The sequence below is a fragment of the Clostridium sp. AM28-20LB genome (assembly GCF_003480665.1).
GTDB classification, from domain to species: Bacteria; Bacillota; Clostridia; order Lachnospirales; family Lachnospiraceae; genus Otoolea; species Otoolea fessa.
Map to the genome: position 1 here is coordinate 552,975 of NZ_QUJN01000001.1, position 16,021 is coordinate 568,995.

The 16,021-nt window shown below is 50.7% G+C and carries 14 protein-coding genes; 1 reads left to right on the forward strand and 13 read right to left on the reverse strand.

Annotated features, from left to right (window positions below; genetic code table 11):
* Window positions 1-77: 77 nt before the first annotated feature.
* Window positions 78-956, reverse strand: coding sequence for a YicC/YloC family endoribonuclease (locus DW739_RS02540; RefSeq protein ID WP_106999957.1), 879 nt, complete (start codon window positions 954-956; stop codon window positions 78-80).
* A gap of 144 nt (window positions 957-1,100) precedes the next feature.
* Here DW739_RS02540 and DW739_RS02545 point away from each other — a divergent pair, with 144 nt between their 5' ends.
* On the forward strand, window positions 1,101-2,843 hold the full coding sequence (locus DW739_RS02545; RefSeq protein WP_118293189.1) for an NFACT RNA binding domain-containing protein: 1,743 nt from the start codon (window positions 1,101-1,103) through the stop codon (window positions 2,841-2,843).
* A gap of 109 nt (window positions 2,844-2,952) precedes the next feature.
* Here DW739_RS02545 and serS read toward each other — a convergent pair whose 3' ends face one another.
* The 12 genes from serS to fmt form a co-directional block, all read right to left on the reverse strand.
* Complete coding sequence (gene serS / locus DW739_RS02550; RefSeq protein ID WP_022360274.1) at window positions 2,953-4,230, reverse strand: serine--tRNA ligase; 1,278 nt, start codon at window positions 4,228-4,230, stop codon at window positions 2,953-2,955.
* A 280-nt stretch (window positions 4,231-4,510) separates the two neighbouring features.
* Window positions 4,511-5,347 (reverse strand): pyridoxamine kinase, encoded by an 837-nt coding sequence (locus tag DW739_RS02555; protein ID WP_118472671.1) that lies wholly within the window; start codon window positions 5,345-5,347, stop codon window positions 4,511-4,513.
* 462 nt (window positions 5,348-5,809) lie between these two features.
* On the reverse strand, window positions 5,810-6,412 hold the full coding sequence (locus DW739_RS02560; protein WP_022360276.1) for an ECF transporter S component: 603 nt from the start codon (window positions 6,410-6,412) through the stop codon (window positions 5,810-5,812).
* Between the two features lie 117 nt (window positions 6,413-6,529).
* Entirely contained in the window at window positions 6,530-7,180 is a 651-nt protein-coding gene (locus DW739_RS02565) for a thiamine diphosphokinase (RefSeq protein ID WP_118742707.1), read from the reverse strand.
* Between the two features lie 5 nt (window positions 7,181-7,185).
* The gene (rpe, locus tag DW739_RS02570; RefSeq protein ID WP_022360278.1) at window positions 7,186-7,851 is read right to left on the reverse strand and encodes a ribulose-phosphate 3-epimerase; all 666 of its coding nucleotides are present in this window, start codon (window positions 7,849-7,851) and stop codon (window positions 7,186-7,188) included.
* A gap of 32 nt (window positions 7,852-7,883) precedes the next feature.
* Window positions 7,884-8,777 carry a ribosome small subunit-dependent GTPase A gene (gene rsgA / locus DW739_RS02575; RefSeq protein ID WP_106999960.1) on the reverse strand — a complete coding sequence of 298 codons (894 nt, stop codon included), beginning with the start codon at window positions 8,775-8,777 and terminating at the stop codon, window positions 7,884-7,886.
* 25 nt (window positions 8,778-8,802) lie between these two features.
* Window positions 8,803-11,049, reverse strand: a complete 2,247-nt coding sequence (gene pknB, locus DW739_RS02580) for a Stk1 family PASTA domain-containing Ser/Thr kinase (RefSeq protein ID WP_118626851.1) — start codon at window positions 11,047-11,049, stop codon at window positions 8,803-8,805.
* Window positions 11,046-11,792, reverse strand: coding sequence for a Stp1/IreP family PP2C-type Ser/Thr phosphatase (locus DW739_RS02585; RefSeq protein ID WP_118482172.1), 747 nt, complete (start codon window positions 11,790-11,792; stop codon window positions 11,046-11,048). The genes pknB and DW739_RS02585 overlap by 4 nt, the downstream gene beginning before the upstream one ends.
* The gene (rlmN, locus tag DW739_RS02590) at window positions 11,789-12,853 is read right to left on the reverse strand and encodes a 23S rRNA (adenine(2503)-C(2))-methyltransferase RlmN (RefSeq protein WP_022358690.1); all 1,065 of its coding nucleotides are present in this window, start codon (window positions 12,851-12,853) and stop codon (window positions 11,789-11,791) included. The genes DW739_RS02585 and rlmN overlap by 4 nt, the downstream gene beginning before the upstream one ends.
* A gap of 71 nt (window positions 12,854-12,924) precedes the next feature.
* Window positions 12,925-14,256, reverse strand: coding sequence for a 16S rRNA (cytosine(967)-C(5))-methyltransferase RsmB (gene rsmB / locus DW739_RS02595; RefSeq protein WP_118482173.1), 1,332 nt, complete (start codon window positions 14,254-14,256; stop codon window positions 12,925-12,927).
* On the reverse strand, window positions 14,249-14,965 hold the full coding sequence (locus DW739_RS02600; RefSeq protein WP_118482174.1) for a zinc metallopeptidase: 717 nt from the start codon (window positions 14,963-14,965) through the stop codon (window positions 14,249-14,251). The genes rsmB and DW739_RS02600 overlap by 8 nt, the downstream gene beginning before the upstream one ends.
* Window positions 14,966-15,031: 66 nt before the next feature.
* Complete coding sequence (gene fmt, locus DW739_RS02605) at window positions 15,032-15,976, reverse strand: methionyl-tRNA formyltransferase (protein ID WP_118742573.1); 945 nt, start codon at window positions 15,974-15,976, stop codon at window positions 15,032-15,034.
* Between the last annotated feature and the right edge of the window lie 45 nt (window positions 15,977-16,021).

Sequence of the window (16,021 nt, forward strand, 5' to 3'; positions counted from 1 at the left end):
TATTACAATATTTCATATTCTCCGTATTTTCACCGCCAACGGCAGCTTTCCGTGAATACCTCTTCCAGCATGATCGGCTATTCAATATTCTGAATCTGCTCTCTGACTTTCTCGATCTCTGTCTTGAGTGCAATCGCACAATCGGAAACCTCCAGATCGTTTGCCTTGGAAAGGATCGTATTCGCCTCGCGGTTCATCTCCTGTGCAATGAAATCCAGCTTACGTCCGACGCTTCCGCCCGCCGTCAGCTCCTTGCGGGTCGCCTCGATATGGCTTCTCAGGCGGACCGTCTCCTCATCGGTGCAGATCTTATCTGCAAAAATCACAACCTCTGCCGCAATCCGGCCTTCATCGACGCTGCTTCCTTCCAGAAGCTCTTTCACCTTATCTTCCAGTTTCGCCCGGTATTCTTCCACGATCTTCGGGGAACGTTCTTCAATCTGATCGACCAGCGTTACCATATAGTCCAGCTTGCCAAGCAGATCCTGCTTCAGATTCTCACCCTCGCGTGTGCGTGTCTCGACAAATTTCTCTGCCGCCTCACCAATCGCTTTTTCAAGAATCTGCCACATATGCTCCTCGTCCTCCGGCACCTGTTCCATCGTAAAGACCTCCGGACACCGTGCAAGACGCATCACCGTCGCGTCATTCGGAATCCCAAGCTCGTCCGCCATCTGACGGAAATAATCCATATACTCGCCGGCCAGGGAACGATTGTACTTTAAGGACATCTTCTCATCCGTATAATCTTCATAGGAAATAAAGACATCTACCTTTCCCCGCTGAATGTATTTCTTAAGCTGCGCGCGAATCGCCGCCTCAAAGTAATTAAATTTCTTCGGCATCTTAATGCTGAGATCCAGATAACGGTGGTTTACCGCCTTCATCTCCACAGAAATCTTATATTCATCCGTTGCCATCTCGCATCGGCCAAATCCAGTCATACTTTTAAGCATAGTGACGCCTCTCTCTTTCATCCATAGATAATGGTATTATAATGCAAATCGCCGCAAGCGTCAACCGAATTTAAAAGTGATTGTTTTTCGTGTCTTCTTTCATTATAATAGTAGATACTACACAAATAAAGGAGCACCAAAACCATGGCATTTGACGGAATTGTAATCGCAAACCTGGTTAAGGAGTTTAGTGACGCGCTTACCGGCGGCAAGATCGCAAAGATCACGCAGACCGAGCGCGATGAACTTCTTTTTACCATAAAGAACTTCCGGGAGACGAAACGGCTTCTTCTCTCGGTCAACGCAAGTCTTCCGCTGGCATATCTGACGGATACCAACAAGCAGGGACCCATGACTGCCCCGAATTTCTGCATGCTGCTTCGCAAGCACATCGGAAGCGGACGCATCGTGTCGGTCAGCCAGCCGGGTCTGGAACGCTGTATTCATTTTGAGATCGAACATCTGGACGAGATGGGTGACCTCTGCCGCAAGCTGCTTATCGTCGAACTGATGGGAAAATACAGCAATATCATTTTCTGCAGCCCTGACGGCACGATCCTCGACAGTATCAAACATATCTCCGTGCAGGTCAGCTCCGTGCGCGAGGTTCTGCCGGGACGGCAATATTTCCTCCCGCAGACGGTCGCGAAGCAGGATCCGCTGACTGCATCTGCCGATGATTTCGCCGCCATTCTGGCACAGTCACCGGCACCGGCAGGAAAAGCCATTTACACGAATTTCACCGGTATCAGCCCGGTCATGGCAGAAGAATTCTGCTATGAGGCATCGATCGATGCCGACCGCCCCGCATCGGAACTGAATGAGCTGGAGCGCACGCACCTCGGTCACACGCTGGAACTGGCAATGGAATCCATCAAAAATGGACAGTTCTCGCCTTGCATCGTATACCGTGAAGATGAGCCAATGGAATTTGCCGCTCTCCCATTGACCTCGTTCCCGCCGGAATATCAGGTCGAACACTTTGATTCGATCAGTAAAGTGCTGGAGACCTACTATGCGTCCAAGAACGTCATCACACGAATCCGCCAGAAATCCTCGGATCTGCGCCGGATCGTCCAGACTGCCCTGGAGCGCAATTATAAAAAATACGATTTGCAGCAGAAACAGTTAAAGGACACCGAAAAACGAGATAAATACAAGCTCTACGGCGAGCTGTTAAACACCTACGGTTATGAGCTGACCGGCGGCGAAAAAGAACTTGTCTGCACGAACTACTACACAGGAAAAGAGGTCAAGATCCCACTTGACCCGCAGCTGACCGCCCGCGAAAATTCGCAGAAGTATTTTGACAAATATGGAAAGCTCAAACGTACTTTCGAGGCTCAGAGCCAGCTCATTGAGGAGACGAAGCAGGAGATCGAGCACCTCGAATCCATCAGTACCTCCCTCGATATTGCCTTAAAGGAGGAAGATCTGACCCAGATCAAGCAGGAGCTGACGGAATATGGCTTCATCAAAAAGCACGGTCCGGCTGGAAAGAAAGTGAAAATCACAAGCCGCCCATTCCACTACCTTTCCTCCGACGGATTCCATATCTACGTCGGCAAAAACAACTACCAGAATGAGGAGCTGACCTTCAAGATCGCGACTGGAAATGACTGGTGGTTCCACGCAAAAGGAATTCCGGGTTCCCATGTCATTGTGAAATCCGAAGGAAAAGAGCTTCCGGACCGCACCTTCGAGGAAGCCGCCGGGCTGGCTGCCTACTATTCCAAGGGACGGGAAAATGAAAAAGTTGAGATCGATTATGTACAGAAAAAGCAGGTCAAAAAAGTAGCGGGCGCTGCTCCGGGATTTGTGATTTATCATACGAATTATTCGATGATGGCGACGCCGTCGAATCAGCTGGAAGAACTGCCATCATAATGCCGCCTGAAAAAAGACAATGTCTATATTTCTGCAATTCACAATGAGTCCAGTAAAAAACGCCACAGGCACACAACCCATGGCGTTTTTTTACTGGACTCAAATGAACTTAGCGAATCTCGCTCTTACCACCCATATACGGACGCAGAACCTCCGGAATGCGGACAGAACCGTCTGCCTGCAGGTTGTTCTCTAAGAATGCGATCAGCATACGCGGCGGAGCTACTACAGTGTTGTTCAGGGTGTGTGCAAAGTATTTGCCGTCTTTGCCGTTGACACGGATCTTCAGACGTCTTGCCTGTGCATCACCTAAGTTGGAGCAGCTTCCAACCTCGAAATATTTCTTCTGACGCGGGGACCATGCCTCTACATCAACGGATTTTACTTTCAGATCAGCCAGGTCTCCGGAGCAGCACTCCAGAGTACGAACCGGAATATCCATGGAACGGAACAGGTCCACGGTGTTCTTCCACAGTTTGTCATACCACATCTTGCTGTCTTCCGGTTTGCAGACTACGATCATTTCCTGTTTCTCAAACTGGTGGATGCGGTATACGCCTCTCTCCTCGATGCCGTGAGCGCCCTTCTCTTTACGGAAACACGGAGAATAGCTGGTCAGTGTCTTCGGAAGCTCTTCCTCCGGAACTACGGTATCAATGAATTTACCGATCATAGAGTGCTCGCTGGTACCGATCAGGTAAAGATCCTCGCCCTCGATCTTGTACATCATCGCATCCATCTCATCGAAACTCATAACGCCGGTTACAACATTGCTGCGGATCATGAACGGCGGGATACAGTAGGTAAATCCACGGTCAATCATGAAATCTCTTGCATATGCGATAACAGCAGAATGAAGTCTTGCGATATCGCCCATCAGGTAATAGAAACCATTTCCAGCTACCTTTCTGGCACTGTCCAGATCGATGCCGTTAAATTTCTCCATAATCTCGGTGTGGTACGGGATCTCGAAATCCGGTACAACCGGCTCGCCGAAGCGCTCGATCTCTACGTTCTCGCTGTCGTCTTTACCGATCGGAACACTCGGATCAATGATGTTCGGGATGGTCATCATAATCTTTAAGATGCGCTCGCCAAGATCCTTCTCCTGCTCTTCCAGCTCAGACAGGCGGGCAGACTGCTCTGCTACCTGTTTCTTCAGCTCTTCTGCTTCCTCTTTCTTTCCCTGACCCATCAGAGCGCCGATCTGTTTTGCAATCTTGTTCTTGTTCGCACGCAGATCATCTGCTTCCTTCTTCGCTGCACGGTTCTTGGCATCCAGCTCAATTACCTCATCTACCAGCGGAATTTTCTTGTCCTGGAACTTATTTTTAATATTCTGCTTTACAATGTCAGGATTTTCTCTGACGAATTTAAGATCTAACATATCTTCCTCCTACTGTTATGCAATTAACTGCACGAAAACTAGTTATAATTATACTACAACTTTGTACGAATGAAAAGCCCTGTTTCAAGAGTTCCTCTGTTCGTTACTGTTCACGCATACGTGAACAGTAGCGGAATTTGCCGTGGCTTCGCATTTAAATACGGCAAATTCCTGCTGCCACCACGTTTTCTTACGGCACTTTCGGTTCCAAAAGTGCCTACCCGTGAACTGTAACCTCTGTTCTTCTTGATACAAAACAGGATAGACTGCCCCATTATATTTAACTCAACTTCGTCAAATAGGACAGACACGCCTCCAGGCACAGTCCGTCCTGCTCCGGGGCACCAAGTTCTTCTGTCTTTTCCACACATTTTTTTGTAAAAGCTGCCGCCCGTCTGACGGCTTCCTCCATCGGCACACCTCGCACCATGCTGGCACCGATGACTGCTGCAAAGACATCCCCGGTTCCGTGGTAATTGCCCGCCACAAATTTAGTTGCATGAAAGACCGGCTCCTTGCCGCGCTCATGGATCACGTTGAGGATCTGTTTGCCCTTGACCACGCCCGTCAAAATGACTGACCGCGCGCCCAAAAGGTGAAGCTTCCAGGTCAGATCTGAGAGCTTGCGCTTACTCCATCCATTTTCCTGATACAGCGTGTCCGTCAGGGCACAGGCTTCAGTCAGATTTGGCGTGACAACGTCCGCATACTGCATCAGCTCCCGCATCGCCTCGATCAGATCCTCGTCACAGACGCTGTAGAGATGTCCGTGGTCGCCCATCGTCGGATCTACCAAAACCTGCGTATTTTCCCGTTTGAAATCCCGGATAAAATCTGCCACGATCGACGCCTGTCTGGCAGAACCTAAGAATCCAGTCATGATTCCGTCCATCTCAAATCCCATCTTCCGCCACGGCTCCAGGTATGCCTCCATCCGATCGGTATAATCATCCATATAGCATTCCGGATATCCCGCGTGATTGGACAGCACCGCCGTCACCACCGGACAGCACTGTACCTTGAGGGCGCTGATAACCGGCATCGCCGCCGTCAGCGAACAGCGCCCGTAGCCTGACAGGTCATTTAAAACCGCTATTTTCTTCTGAATTCCTTCCATGTATAATTTTTCCTCATTTTCTTAATTTTAAGATACCAGGGTCAAAAGGTCAGAAGTTCGACGCAAGCTTGCTTGCAGGAGAATTTTTGACCTTGGAACCCGCCAAAAACATGAGTAGGTAGCCATTTTTCAAAGAAAAATGAGCGAATTACGAATGTTTTTGAAGATTGCGGGAGCATATAGTGCGGAGCAATCTGGTATCAGAGGGGTCAAAACGTCTTTTGACCCCAACATCAATTTTAAGCAACTTTATAATCTAACATATTCTCGCGGCAGATACGACTGCCTGCGGCATGATTCTGGTTTCTACAAGCGTGTATCTATGTATTTGTGTTTTATAAGCCGCACACTCCAATGACGCAACAAGGAGACTGCGCCCGGACAGATGTTTTTCCCATTCTGCCCAACCACAGTCTCCTGTATGTATTTCATTTTAATTCTTCTCGACTGAGATAAATTGCCTTATGCTCTCGCTTCTACAGACAATGCATCCAGAAAACCTGCCTTGCGGAGTGCCGGACGAACTGCCATATATATAACAACAGACGCAATCGTAGATGTCACCGCATTGATCGAAGTCGCTGCGATATTCCATGCAAGTGTGAGCTCTGCCGCCGGTTTACCAATGATCCAGAGTTTATAATAATATCCGATCAGCGGATCTGCAATGACGTTGAATAAAAGACCTGCCACCGCTGCTGCAATCGTAAAACCAAGGATGTGGTTCTTATCGGTGCTCCGGTCAATCTTGCCCAGACGATGTGCTACGAATCCGGCGATCAGTCCGATGCAAAGTTTGCAGATAAATGTCTTCGGTGCATATACAATATAAACCGGATCGAGAAGGTCACCTATCGTCATGCCGATAGCACCTCCCAAACCGCCGTAAAAGCCGCCGACTAAGAGTGCCCCGATGACACAGACTGCATTTCCCAGATGAATGGAAGTTGCATCGCCGCCCGGAAGTGTGATCTTCACCTGTCCGTATGTAAATACGACATAGGAGAGAGCTGCCAGCAGACCGACCATCGCGATCTTGTAAGCCTGATTTGATTTGTTTGCCATGATGTTTCATCCTCCCTTGTTATTGGACTCATCATAGCACAATCTTGTCCCCTGAAAAACATACAGTTTTTATCATTTTAAGCAGGTCAGTTATAACTTGCCACTTTTTTATCCTGATTAATCATGTGCCTCCACGCACAAAAGGACGCCTCTCTCCAGCTCCAGAATGCCCTCTTCCCGTTTGAGTTCATTGCTGATGCAGAGAGTCGTCCCCAGCCCGATCGTCCGCCGCTGGAGCGGGTATTTAAATCCCCGCAGCGTCAGTCCCTCGACAGTCTCGGTCATCGGCAGGAACGAAATGTATTTTCCATACACCTTTTCCCGGTGAAATACCTTATGCCCGCCCAGAAGATACAGGCGGTTGCGGGCATCATAAATATTCACTTCCATTCCCTGGCAGAAAAACTGATACATCAGCTGGATATTGCCGATGGCGTGATCCATACGGCCGCCCAGCGCCCCCAGGATATCAACTGCCTCACAGCCCTGGCGCGCCGCCGTCAAAAGCGCCAGCTCCGTATCCGTCTCATCCTTCTCCGGTTTATGGATCTCAAATTCGATGTCCGGCTGGTTCTGATATTCTTCCAGAACCTTTTTATCCACCGTGTCCAGATCGCCGACCACCGCATTCGGAGAAATACGCAGCGGGCGCAGAACCTCCAGCCCCGCATCTGCCGCAATTACATAGTCATACGAGCGCTGTGAGAGAAAATCTTTCGCAAACGCAATATCAATCGTTCCGCCTGTCACAATCAAACAACGCTTCATCTTCATCATCCCTGTTCAAATTCCTGAAAAATATTTAAAAATGTTTTTACATTCCCAGCCGGGTTTCCCTTAAATACGGCGCTTCCCGCCACGATCACATCGGCTCCTGCCTCTAATACCGTCCGCACATTGTCCGGCGTGATTCCTCCGTCCACCTCAATGCGGGTGGAAAGTCCCCTCTCGCTGCACATTGCGCGCAGCTTCTTGATTTTTTCTACCGTATATGGAATAAATTTCTGACCGCCAAATCCCGGGTTGACCGTCATCAGAAGAACCATGTCCACCTCCGGCAAAATAACATCCAGTGTCTCGACCGGGGTCGCCGGATTTAACGCTACACCTGTTTGCAGCCCTGCCTCACGGATCTGCGCGATCGTGCGGTCCAGATGAAGACAGGCTTCCTGATGCACACAGATCAGATCCGCCCCCGCTTTTTTGATATCCTCTACGTAACGTCCCGGTTCTTCCACCATCATGTGTACGTCAAACACACGATCCGTCACCGGGCGCAGGCTCTTAATTACCGGCATTCCAAAGGAGATACTCGGCACAAACGCGCCATCCATCACATCCAGATGGATGTACTGTGCACCTGCCTTGTCCACCTCAGCGACCTGCTCTCCCAGCTTCGTAAAATCTGCCCCCAGAATCGAAGGTGATAATATAATCATGGTTCTTTCCTCCCATTTTTTGTATAATATCCTCAACGGCTGCTTCTGCCGTATTTCTTTTTCTCTTTTAATTCCTGATACATCAAACGGTAATTGTCATACCGGCTCTGCCCGATCTTATGCTCCTGCACCGCCGTCTTGACGCCGCATTCGCGCTCGCCAATGTGGACACAGCCTAAGAAACGGCATTCATCCTCATATGCCTCAAATTCCGGGAAAAAGTCCTTGAGCGCCTCCGGCTCCAAATCCTCGATATAGAGAGAACTGAATCCCGGCGTATCCATCATATAGGTGCTCTCTTCCACGAAAAACAGTTCTGAATGGCGCGTCGTATGTTTGCCCCGGCGGATCTTCTCACTGATACCGCCCGTTTCCATCTGTGCCTCCGGCTGGATAAAGTTCGTGATCGACGATTTTCCGACACCCGAAGGTCCTGCTAAGACCGTTGTTTTCCCAATGATCAACCGATGAAACTCCTCCAGCCCTGATTTTTCGTAGGTGCTGATAAAATGCACCGGATAGCCCGCCGGTTCATAGATCGCACGCAGCTTCTCCTGCTCGGCTGCATCGACCAGATCGATCTTGTTGAAACAGATGCTGACCGGAACTTCCTGCCGTTCCATCATGACGAGGAAGCGGTCGAGAAGGTTTAAATTTGGCATCGGATCGGTGATGGCAAAAACCACCACCGCCTGATCAACATTTGAAACCGCCGGGCGGATCAGACGGTTTTTACGAGGAAGGATCTCATCGAGATTGCCTGTCGCCTTCTCCTCATCGAGAACACTGATCTCCACGTCATCGCCTACCAGCGGCTTGATGCCGCGATTTCGGAAAATTCCCTTTGCACGGCATTCATATACCTTTCCAATACCGTCGTGTACATAATAGAAACCGCCGATCCCTTTAATTATCTTTCCCTGCATATCTGTACCTTACAACTACCTCTTATTAATTATCTGAAACTTCCACAAATTCAAGCTGATACGTTTTTAGAACCCGATCGTTCGTCAGATCGAGGATCTGCAGCTCACCTGTCTGCACACCGTCCGCTCCCTCGATATTATAATGAATCGGAAGCGTGATATCGCCGCCGATCTCCCTCGGTTCCATGACCGTCTTAGTCACAGTATTGCCGGCAATCGTCTGCTTCATCACAATACTGACGCGGATATGCGTATCTCCGGAACTTGGTCCAAACAGTTCACTCATCTGGAATTCATCGTTGATCGCCGCCACATAGCGGGTTCCTTTTCCCAGACTGACTGTATAGCCAATGGCACTTCCCTCCGGTGTATCTGTTTTCTCCAGGACATCCTGACTGATGATCTTGCCCTTTGCCACTTCTGAACTCTTCGCTTCCTTGCGCTCGCCAAGCCCTAATCCGACCGCTTCCAGAACAACTTTTGCATTTTCCTCTGAAAGCCCTGTAATCCTCGGCATCGGTACCGTCGGTACGTTCGGACCTGTGCTGACATACAGCGTCACCGTACCGCCTGGATCCACGCTGGACGGACTGTATCGGATCACTATACCGGAGGCAACCGTATCGCTGCTCTCTTTCTGCACTACTACGGTCAGTTTATTTTCTTCTGCCAGAAGCGTCTCTGCATCCTCGCTGGACATCTCTTCCAGTCCAAGTTTCGTCAAATCTATTGCCTCATTGCCTTCTCCGATCGTGACGATAACTTCCGTCTGTTTCGAGACAACCGTGCCGCTGGCAATACTCTGACCGATGACCTTCCCCTTTTCAGAGGTTTCCGACTTTTCATATTCATAACGGATTTTCAACGACTGCTTTTCCAATGCTGTCTTCGCCTCATCCTCCGTCATGCCGTCCAGAGGCGGAACCCTGCACTCCGTTGATTCCAGACTCTCGCTCTCAGACGCCTCCGAAGAAGCTTCAACGGTCGTCTTCGGATGCTTCTGACTACCAGATCCCAGATTAAAGATGCCTGTCAACTTCGCAGCAATGACAATCACAACCACCACAATCAATACGGCTGCACCGATTCCAATCATCGTAAGCAGGCGCTCCATCTGCGGATTGACATCCTCGCTGTCTTCTTCTATACGGCGTCCCTTCCGTCTACGGTCTGGGCGCCTTGAGGTTTCTTCCTCATAGACATCCGTCTCTTCTTCCTGCCAACCTTCTATCTCGTTCTCCGACGGTTCCGGCTCTTTCCAGACTACCTCACCACGTTCATTTTCTGTCGGAACCGGTCCGGTCTTTTCACTCACTGCCGGATGTTCCATCGTCTGTTCCAGATTTCGATTTCTCTGTGCCTCCATCTGGCGGTTCAGTTCCTCTGCCCCGCGCACGACTGTCGGGGAATTTTCATCAAATTCCGGTTCTTTTTTCAGGAAATCATCGTTTGGATCCACCAGCGCATGGCGCAGATCCGCGATCAGCTCATACGCATTCTGGTAACGGCGTTCCGGCTTTTTTTGGGTACATTTTAAAATAATGCGGTCCAGGCTTGCCGACACCTCCGGGTTGATGCGGCTCGGCGGCTGCACCGGTTCTTCCAAATGCGCCAGTGCCACTGAAACCGGGTTATCCCCGTCAAACGGAAGTTTTCCTGTTAGCATCTCATACATCGTGATTCCCAGTGAATACAGATCGCTTCGTCCGTCGCTATAATTTCCTTTTGCCTGCTCCGGCGAGATATAATGCACGGAACCGACCGCATTGACCCCGATCGTCTGGGACGATACAGCTCTGGCAATACCGAAATCCGCCACCTTCACCTTGCCGTCACGCGAGATAATCATATTCTGCGGTTTGATGTCCCGGTGCACAATATGCTGGTCATGTGCCGCTGCCAGCCCCTGCGCTACCTGGATGGCAATTCCAATCGTTTCTTTAACGCCCAGATGACCTTTCTTGAGAATGTAGCTTTTCAGCGTGATTCCCTCGATGAGTTCCATGACGATATAATGAAGACTGCCCTCATCCACAACGTCATAAACACTCACAATATTTGGATGGGAAAGCCCTGCCGCCGCCTGCGCCTCCATCTTGAATTTGCTGACGAAATTCGCATCCTGGCTGTACTCATCCTTTAAAACCTTGATCGCCACCAGACGGTTCAGAGTGTGGCATTTTGCCTGATACACCTCTGACATGCCGCCCGTACCAATCAGTGAGAGGATCTCATAGCGATCCTGCAGATAGGTTCCCGGTTTCAGCATCATGATTCTCTCACCTCCTTGATCTGCGGGTCAATCAATATGACCGCGATATTATCTTTCCCGCCGTTCTGGTTTGCGAGCGCCGTGAGCGCCCTTGCCTTGGTGTCCAGGGTTCCCGGCAGAAGCACCATCCGGTAAATTGCTGAATTATCCACCATATTGGTTAACCCGTCCGAACACAGCAGTACGTAATCGCCCGGGTTCAGTGAAACCTCAAAGAAATCCGGCTCCACATGCCCACCGATCCCGACTGCGCGGGTAATGATATTTTTCTTCGTCTCATATTCCCGGCTGCCGCGGCTCATCTGTCCCAGCGAGACCATCGCCTCCACGTAGGAATGATCCCGGGTAATCTGATGAATGCCGGAGCGCTCAATCCGGTAGAGACGGCTGTCCCCCACGTTTGCCACATAGAGTGTATTTCCCTGAATTGAAGCCGCTACCAGCGTTGTTCCCATGCCGGCAAGCTCCTCGCGCTCACAGGAAAGGGTATAAAGTTCCTGATTGACTGCCTCGATCCCCTTTCGAAGCGCCGCGACCGGCTCATTCTCACCACTCTCTTTGATATATTCCGGCATATGCTCGATCAGATAGCGCGAAGCAAAATCTCCCGCCTGATGACCGCCCATTCCGTCCGCCACAACAAACAGGTTGGAAAGTTCTCCCACCGGCTCCGTGCTGGCAAACTGAGCATCCTGATTGACCTTACGCGTTTTTCCGATATCCGTCAGTGCGTATGCTTTCATTTGACTGCCGCACCTTCTTTCTCCTGCTCTTTATCCATATAGCTCTTCCGGAGCTGTCCGCAGGCACCGTCTATGTCGCGCCCCATCTCGCGCCGGATTGTCACATTGATTCCCTTGGATTCCAGACATCCCTTAAATGCTTCGATCGCTTTCCGTCCCGACTGTACATAAGAGCGCTCCTTGATCGGATTGACCGGAATCAGATTCACATGCCCGTGCTGATCCTGAATCAGCGCCGCCAGCTCGCGCGCCTCGTCCAGATTGTCGTTGACTCCCTGCACCAGGCTGTACTCAAACGTCATGCGGCGTCCCGTTTTTTCAAAATAGTAATGACAGGCCGCCAATACATCCTTTAACGCATATGTACGCGCGATCGGCATCAGGCTCTTCCGCACCTCGTCATTCGGCGCATGCAGAGAAAGTGCCAGCGTGATGGTCAGTCCCTGATCTGCCAGCTCCCGGATCTTCGGAACCAGCCCACAGGTGGAAACCGTCACATTCCGCTGACTGATATGCAGTCCGCCTTCCTCCGTCAAAAGATGGATAAAGCGGATCAGGTTATCGTAATTGTCCAGCGGTTCACCCGATCCCATCACAACCACGTTGGAAACGCGTTCGCCTGTATCGCGCTGAATCTGATAAATCTGGTCCAGCATCTCCGACGGGCGCAGGTTCCGTTCCAGGCCGTCCAGGGTCGAAGCACAGAAACGGCAGCCCATCCGACACCCCACCTGCGAGGAAATACAAACGGAATTTCCATGCTTATAACGCATCAGGACACTCTCGATGACATTGCCGTCCGCGAGGCGGAACAGGTACTTGCGGGTTCCATCGATCTGCGAAATCTGCACCCGTACCTTTTCCAGCGATACATACTCGCACGCGTCCTGCAGCTTCTGCCGGAGTACCTTGGAAAGGTTTGTCATATCGTCAAAGGAAGATGCCAGTTTTTCATGCATCCACTGATAGATCTGGGCGGTCCGGAATGGTTTTTCACCCAGACTCACCAAAAAGGCACGCAGTTCCTCCTGCGTCATTGATTTTATATCCTGCTTTTCCATATCGGACTGCCTCCCTCTCTCCTATATGCACTCTCGGAGTCTTTCCTGTATTCATACGCTGTTCCGTCCAGTTATCCTTTTCTTTTCATCACAGAGATGAAAAATCCATCACACGGATGAACGCCCGGATAGAGCTGGATGTATCCCTCTTTCAGGCTGTCTTCCTGAAAATCAATCCCCAGACGACCACTGATATCAACCGGCTCAAATGGATATTCGTTTAAAAACCATGCCCGGTTTTCATCATTTTCCAGACGGTTGACCGTGCAGGTGCTGTAAACCAGCACTCCACCCGGCTTCACGTACTGCCAGACCACCGACAGCATCTGCCGCTGCAATGCAGCCAGGTCCCGGATTCCGTCCATTGAAGCGTTGTATTTGATATCCGGCTTGCGTCCGATAATGCCAAGTCCTGAACACGGCAGATCGGCAATGACCACATCCGCTTTCTGCTCCATCGAAGCATCGAATTCACACGCATTCCAGGCGCAGGCAGAGACGTTTGTACAGCCGCTGCAGGCAATATTCTCCTTGATCAAAGATACCTTGTAATCACTCACATCCCGGATCTCAACCTGTCCAGTTCCGTACAGCAGATCCGCCGCATGAAGCCCTTTTCCACCCGGTGCCCCACAGACATCGAGTACAAAATCACCCTCTTTAATACCCGCCGCATCACCTGCCAGCGACGAACTCAGGTCCTGAATCCGGATTAGTCCTTCGCGGAACGCATCCAGACTCTCTGGATAGTCCACTCCCGTCAGACGGTAAACGCCGCTTCCCGTCGCTGTCTCCTCTGCCGTCACGCCCTGGGCGGACAGGGAGGCAAGAATCTCTTCTTTCCCTGCACGGCTCTCGGCAAACCGCACCATAAACGGACGTTTCTCCAGACCAGCCTGTGCCATCCTGTGCGTCGTCTCTGCCCCATAGTTTTCCTCCCAGAGAGATAAAATCCAGTCCGGCATTGAATACCGCACTGAATCATCCGGGAAGGTCAGTTTGCCTTTTCCACGCACCACAGAACGCAACACACCATTTACAAAGCCGGAAAGTCCGGAAAATCCGCGTTTTTTCGCAAGGCGCACCGCCTCATTGCACGCCGCCGAATCCGGTACACGGTCCATATAATAAATCTGGTACACGCTCATCCGCAGAAGTGTGCGGATAAACGGTTTCATCTTATGAACTTTTGTTTTGGAATATGCGTTGATAATATAATCAATCTGGATTTTATACTCCACCGTCCCGTCCACAATCCGTTTTAAAAACGAGCGGTCTGATTTCTCCAGATACTGATATTTAGAAAGAGCCTGAAAAAGGGCCAGATGTGTATACTGTCCCTTTTCCAGAATCTCAGTCAAAATTTCTGCCGCTATTTCACGCAGCGCAGTTCCATCAGTCATCGCGTCGTCCTCCAAATAATATAATCAGACGCAGAAGCTGTAAAATCGAACCAGCCGCCGCTGCCACATACGTCAGTGCCGCCGCACCAAGCACCTGTTTGGTATATCCAACTTCTTCCCCGCGAAGAATCCCTGTTGAATCAAGCAGACGTACCGCACGCGCGGATGCATTGAACTCAACCGGAAGCGTCACCAGCTGGAACAGCACCGACAAGGAAAATAAAAGAATTCCAAGTGAAACGATCGGAGATCCCATGCCGCCGATCAGGACACCAATCAGGATCATAGGCCAGGAAAGCTGTGCGCCGATGTTGACCACCGGCACCATTGAACCGCGCAGGCGCAGCGGAACATACTCAGATGCATCCTGCATCGCATGTCCGCACTCATGCGCCGCAACACCGATCGCCGCGACCGAAGTAGAACCATATACACTCTCAGATAAATTCACAGTCTTGGTCCGCGGATCATAGTGGTCGGTCAGACTGCCTGCCACCTGGCGGATCTGGACATCATAGATGCCCTGTGAATTTAAAAGCTGTCTCGCCGCCTCGGCTCCCGTCATGCCAGTCATGCTCCGGACTCTTGAAAACCGCGCGTAGGTGCTTTTCACCTTCGCAGATGCCCCTAATGACAGAAATACACCAATTAATACCAGAATCATCGTCGGATCAAACATACTGTAATATCCATATCCGTATCCGTACATATCACTCCAACTCCTTTCAAACGCCTGGCTGCCTGTAGCAGTTCAGTTCCTGCTGAAGCATTCATTTTATCCGAGCTTTACTCCCGTTTCCACCGGATATCCGCGTAAAAATGCCGCCGTATCCATCCGCTTCTTGCCTTCCAGCTGAAGTTCCCGAATTGTGAGAAGCCCTTTGCCGGTCTGGACAGAGAATGCATCTTTACCGACACATACCACCTGTCCGAATGTCTCCGGTGACGGCCTTCCCGCCGCATCTTCCTCGACATCCGCCGACCAGATTTTCAGGGTTTTTCCTTCAAATTTTGTATAAGCGCTCGGCCATGGATTTAAGCCGCGAATCAGGCGCTCAATCACTGCCGCATCCATCGACCAGTCGATCTGCCCCATCGACTTATCGAGCATTGTCACATGGGTTGCCTCTGCCTCATCTTGTTTAACCGGATGCAGGATTCCCGCCTCCGCTTTTTCAAGCGTGGAGAGAATCAGATTTCCTCCCGCAAGGCTCAAGCGGTCAAACAGGCTGCCGCCTGTCTCTTTCGGATCCAGGCGTACTTCCACGGTATCCAGGATATCTCCGGTGTCCAGACCGACATCCATCTGCATCGTCGTCACACCGCTGACCTCATCGCCATTGATGACCGCCCACTGGATCGGGGCTGCCCCACGGTATTTTGGCAGAAGCGACGCATGGATGTTGATACAGCCGTATTTCGGCAGGTTCAGAATCCGCTCCGGCAGAATCTGACCAAATGCAATCACGACGATCACATCCGGCTGAATCTTCGTCAATTCCTCAAAAAATGCCTCATCCTTGCGGACGCGCACCGGCTGATACACCGGGATTCCATATTCCAGCGCTTTTTCCTTGACAGGCGGCATTGCCATCGCCTTGCCGCGTCCCTTCGGCTTATCTGGCTGTGTCACCACCGCCGCTACTTCATGCCGGCTCTGATAGAGCGCTTCCAGTGTCGGAACCGCAAAATCCGGTGTTCCCATAAATACGATCTTCATATCTGCCTGTCACCCCACTCTTGTTTTTCTCTCATTCTGCCAATG